This window comes from Bradyrhizobium sp. (assembly GCF_049512235.1).
Taxonomy (GTDB): Bacteria; Pseudomonadota; Alphaproteobacteria; order Rhizobiales; family Xanthobacteraceae; genus Bradyrhizobium.
Genome location: NZ_JBEKXH010000467.1, coordinates 1 through 5,092, shown reverse-complemented (window position 1 = coordinate 5,092; position 5,092 = coordinate 1). Strand labels below are relative to the sequence as shown.

Below are 5,092 nucleotides of genomic sequence, written 5' to 3'. Positions count from 1 at the left end.
GATACATTCGTGTTCCGGCCAGGTCTCGGCGCGGAGGTTATCGCCAATGCCCCAAGCGCCCCTATCATCGAGCTCGATGGATTTTCATCGCTCACCAGCAACGCCCAGTTGGCGGCGCTGCTGAGCGAGGCTCAGGCCGGCCAGCCGCAATCCCTGTTTCAGTCGACGATAGGTGGCCATGATACGGTGATCAACCTCGGAAATCACGACAGCATAACGCTGACAAATCTCTCGATCAGCGAGCTTCATGCAAGCAGCTTCATCATCCACTGATCGATATTCTTGAAAATGCTTTTCAGATTTATCGCGTTGGCGAAGAGGGTGCTTTTGCGCCAAACCTATGTGCGGTTGGGCAAGCTCGTCCTGATCCTGCATCAGCGTCCGCCCTCGCCTGCCAGTTCAAGCGCGCCGGACGTCGAAGAAGGCGTGCGTTGTTGCTTCAACGAACGATCCTTTGATCCTTCAACGCCGCTGTAATCGTCCTCGATGCGGATTTTGTCGTTCTCGCCGAGATAGCTGCCGGTCTGGACCTCGATCAATGCCAGCAGGATCTTCCCGGGATTTTCCAGCCGGTGCAGGGCGCCGATCGGGATATAGATCCGTTCGTTTTCATATACGGTCTTGACCTGCTCGTTGACGGTCACCCACCACGATCCAGTGCTCGGAGCGATGGTGGATGCTTGCAGCGAGAGCCGGCCGCCCGGCTTGACTAAGATGCGGCTACCCGATCACCGAATATTATTTCTACGACAAGACCAGCGGCAACGGGTACTGGGCGCTGAACGGGGTGGCTGAACCCTCGAACCAGGTCTTTGGTGTCACGGCTGCACAGCTCTCGGAGGTCACCTTCCACAGTGGAACCACCGGCAGCGACAACCTCCTGGTCTGCGCCAACGACCCATATTCCCAGTCGCCATGGGCCGCGTTCAGCGTCAATGCGCCTGCCCAAAGCTCAATTGCGGCAAGCGTCAGCTCGGGTCACGCAAGTCGGAGCAATTTGGCTGTCGATCCTCCCGTGAAGAGCAATCTTGCCGCTGCAACCCCACAGCCGGTCTCGGTAACAATTGGAGGGCCGGGCAACGACTCACTGATATTCCACGCGGGTGCCGGTACAGTTGCTGGTGTGAACACCCATGGCGGTGACATATCTGAACTTGAGGGGTCCTCACCGCTCGCTAACAGCAAGCTCGCGGAGCTTTTGCAGGATGCGCTGAGCGGCCATACGCACTCCGCGTTCCAGTGGGCCAATAGTGGCCACGATACGATAGTGGGCCTCGGCAATCACGACAGCATCACTCTGACGGATGTTCGAATCGCAGACCTGCACGCGAGCAATTTCATCATCCACTAAGCGGACGCTTGAGAATCAAGCGTCGCGTTGAAAAGATTGCGATAGACCATCGCAATCCGGTTCGCTTCCGCGTCCAGGCTGAATTTCTCAAGCACTCGTGCCCGTCCCCGCTCGCCCATCACCGCGGCCGAGGCCGGATCGCGCATCAGCGGCTCCAGGGCTTTGACAAGCGCGTCGGCATCGCCGGGCGTCATCAGCACGCCGGTCACGCCATCCTCGACCACGAGCTCGGCCGCGCCCGCGCGCGAGGCCACCAGCGCCGCGCCTACCGACATCGCCTCGATCAGCGTCAATCCAAATCCCTCATTGCGCGAGGTGAAGGCGTAGATCGTCAGCCGTTGGTACCAGCGCTGCACCTGCTCAATTGCAAGTTCGCCCGATATGACGATCCGCGATTGCAGCCCGGCGGCCGCGATGCGGTTCTTCAGATCGTTGGCGAACAGCATCTGCTCCGGTGTGATGGCGCCGACCAAAACCGCCGTGAAGTCGGGATAGCGCGGCAAAAGCCTGCACATCGCATCGACGAACACATCGCTGCCTTTTTGCGCCCGCACCCGGCCGAAGCAGCCGATCGCAAAGCGGCCGGGCAACCCGGTCTCCGCAAACGCCGCCGCACGGTCTGGAGGCGGCACGTAAACATCGGTATCAACGCCGTGCGGAATGACGGTTGCTTCGCGTTTGAGAAACGACGCCGAGGCGTCGTTGGTGGCGATGATGGCGTCCATCCGTCCGATCAGCCACCGGGTGATCCAGGTATGGTGCCGCTGCGCCGCCGAGGTGAACACCAGTTTGAGCGGCCAGCCGAGCGATCGCAACCATACGCCTGCGATCATCTCGTCGTTGCGCCGCGCGTGCCAGATCAATGGCGTACGCCGCCGCCATAATTTCAACAGATCCGTGAATCCCATCCGCGCGATGCCGTCCGGCGCATCGGGGCCGAGCCATGCCGCGCGGAACATTTTCGCGAGTCTCGGCGCCACCATGCGGTTGGTCGCGGTGACTCCGGAGTAGCGCCTGTGCAGATTCGGCACGATCAGCTGCAGATTGTCAGCGGAAATGGTCTCGATTCCCACGTCAGGCTCCGTTTCGCGCATTTCCTATACGCAACATTAAGCATGGTGGCCAGTTGACCAGCGCCGGAACACACTCTTCACCGGACCCGGATAGCATCGGCCGGGGTAAAGCGGAGATGGGTGAGCTCATGACCGTGCTCGTCACCGGCGGCGCCGGCTATATCGGAAGCCATATGGTTCTTGCGCTGGCGGAAGCCGGCGAAAGCGTCGTCGTGATCGACAACCTAACAACCGGATTTTCCGCGTTCCTGCCCGAAGGCGTTCCGCTCTTCATCGGCGACGCCGCGGACGAAAACCTCGTCGAAGGCGTAATCACGGCGCATGGCGTCGAATCCATCATTCATTTTGCCGGCTCGGTCGTGGTGCCGGATTCGATGCGCGATCCCCTGGCCTATTACCGCAACAACACCATGACCACGCGCAGTCTGTTGACCGCGGCCGTGAAGTGCGGCGTCGACCGTTTCATCTTTTCGTCGACCGCGGCGGTGTACGGCAATCCGGATCAGGTGCCGGTTCCGGAGAGCGCCCCGACACGGCCGCTGTCGCCTTACGGCTCCTCCAAGCTGATGACCGAAATCATGTTGCATGACACGGCCGCCGCGCACGGCATGAACTACGTCGTGCTGCGCTACTTCAATGTCGCCGGCGCCGATCCGCAAGCGCGCATCGGGCTTGCGACCCTGGGCGCCACCCATCTGTTGAAGATCGCGGTCGAGGCGGCGACCGGACAGCGCGCCAAGATCGATGTGTTCGGAACTGACTATCCGACCCCGGACGGCACCTGCATCAGGGATTTCATTCACGTCAGCGACCTGGCGCAGGCCCATCGCGCCGCTTTGTCCCATCTGCGCGGCGGGGGCGCCTCGGTGACGCTGAATTGCGGCTACGGCCGCGGCTACTCCGTGCTCGAAACCATCGAGGCCGTGCGGCGTGTCTCCGGGCGCAATTTTGCGGTTCAATATGCCCCGCGCCGGCCAGGCGACATCATGACCATGATCGCGGACACCGGCCGGATCCGCGCGACGCTGGACTGGACGCCACAATTTGATGATCTCGAGACCATCGCCGCCCACGCGCTGGCATGGCAAGAGAAATTGTCGCGCGAGCGCCATGGCGAGCTGCGGCAGCAGGTATCGGCCTGATATCGAGTTCCGTGCAAGTCCCGATTTGGCTTGAAAAGCCCGGCCATTGTGGGCAAGGAGACGCAGCGCTTGAGACCCCTGACGCGCGGGCGATAAACCCTGCGCTGTCAATGGAACGCGGATGACAGAACTTCCAAGGAAAATCACCGACGACCCCTATGGCGCTGCGATCCTGATTCGGCGCCTGATCACCGAACAGGGGATCGCCTACTGGCGCCGTTATCTCTTGGCCTTCGCGCTGATGGCGGTCTCGGCGGCGACAACAGCGGGATCGGCCTACCTGCTCGGCCAGGTCATCAACCAGGCCTATGTCGACAAGAACGTCCGCGGCATCGCAATCCTGTCCGGGGTGACCGTCCTGATCTTCATCCTCAAGGGTGCGGCGACCTATGGTCACCAGGTGATCCTGTCGCAGATCAGCAACGCCATCCTGGCCAACAACCAGCGCCGGCTGTTCGCCAAGCTGATGAGCGAAAGCATCGCCTTTTTCTCGGAACGGCATTCGTCCGAATTCCTGGCGCGCCTGACGGCCGGCGCCAATTCCGTCACCCAGGTTCTAAGCCTTTTGATCAACGCCGTCGGCCGCGATGTATTGTCGCTGATCGGGCTCGTCGTCGTGATGCTGATGCAGGACCCGTTGATGGCACTGCTCGGTTTCGCGGTAGCGCCGCCGGCCATGCTGGTGCTGCGCAAGCTGGTGAAGCGGATCAAGGGCCTCGCGCACAACCAGTTTACCGGCACCGCCGACATCATGGAAACCATGCAGGAATCGCTGCAGGGTATTCGCACCGTCAAGGCCTTTACGCTCGAGCAGACGATGCGCGAACGTATCGATGCCAGCATCAGTGCGGTCGAACGCAACGCCAACAAGATGTCGCGGGTTTCCAACCGTTCGAGCCCGCTGATGGAGACGCTCGGCGGTTTCGCGGTCGCGGGCGGCTTGATGTATGGCGGCTATAGCGTGGTCGCGTTGGGGGCGACGCCTGGCCAATTTTTTTCGTTCCTGACCGCGTTCCTCTTGGCCTATGAGCCGGCCAAGCGGCTGGCGCGCCTCAACATTGAACTCAACAGCAGCCTGATCGGCGCCCGCAAGCTCTTGGAGATCGTCGACAGTCCCGCCAGCGAGCCTGATGACGACGACAAGCCGGCGCTGAAACTCAGGGATGCCCGGGTCGAATTGCGCGACGTCAGCTTTGCCTACCGTCCCAACGAGCCGGTGCTCCGCCACATGAGTTTCACAGCCGAGCCCGGCAAGGTCACCGCGCTGGTCGGCCCCTCCGGCGGAGGCAAATCGACCGTTCTGGCGCTGCTGCTGCGGTTCTATGAATTAAGCGAGGGCGACATCCTGATCGACGGACAGTCGATATCAGCGGTGTCGCGGCGATCGCTGCGCCAGCAGACCGCCTATGTCGGGCAGGACGTCTATCTGTTCCGCGACACCATCGCTGCGAACATCGCGTTCGGCAAGGTCGGCGCCAGCGAAGCCGAGATCGTGGCATCAGCCAAAGCGGCCTGCGCGCACGAAT

The 5,092-nt window shown here is 61.6% G+C and carries 6 protein-coding genes; 4 read left to right on the top strand and 2 right to left on the bottom strand.

Annotated features, from left to right (window positions below):
• The coding region (locus ABSG20_RS29575; protein WP_423868001.1) for a hypothetical protein at nucleotides 1–273 on the top strand (273 nt) is incomplete at its 5' end.
• 101 nt (nucleotides 274–374) lie between these two features.
• Here the strand turns inward: ABSG20_RS29575 and ABSG20_RS29570 are convergent.
• Nucleotides 375–716 (bottom strand): hypothetical protein, encoded by a 342-nt coding sequence (locus ABSG20_RS29570; protein WP_423868003.1) that lies wholly within the window; start codon nucleotides 714–716, stop codon nucleotides 375–377.
• Between the two features lie 71 nt (nucleotides 717–787).
• Between ABSG20_RS29570 and ABSG20_RS29565 the strand changes: the two genes are divergently transcribed.
• A complete protein-coding gene (locus ABSG20_RS29565; protein WP_423868000.1) occupies nucleotides 788–1,351 on the top strand; it encodes a hypothetical protein in 564 nt (187 codons plus the stop codon).
• Here ABSG20_RS29565 and ABSG20_RS29560 read toward each other — a convergent pair.
• Nucleotides 1,348–2,424 (bottom strand): glycosyltransferase family 4 protein, encoded by a 1,077-nt coding sequence (locus ABSG20_RS29560; protein WP_423867999.1) that lies wholly within the window; start codon nucleotides 2,422–2,424, stop codon nucleotides 1,348–1,350. The genes ABSG20_RS29565 and ABSG20_RS29560 overlap by 4 nt on opposite strands.
• A 128-nt stretch (nucleotides 2,425–2,552) precedes the next feature.
• Between ABSG20_RS29560 and galE the strand changes: the two genes are divergently transcribed.
• On the top strand, nucleotides 2,553–3,566 hold the full coding sequence (gene galE, locus ABSG20_RS29555; protein ID WP_423868002.1) for a UDP-glucose 4-epimerase GalE: 1,014 nt from the start codon (nucleotides 2,553–2,555) through the stop codon (nucleotides 3,564–3,566).
• 121 nt (nucleotides 3,567–3,687) lie between these two features.
• Nucleotides 3,688–5,092 (top strand): ABC transporter ATP-binding protein (locus ABSG20_RS29550; RefSeq protein ID WP_423867998.1); only part of this gene is annotated, 1,405 nt, incomplete at its 3' end.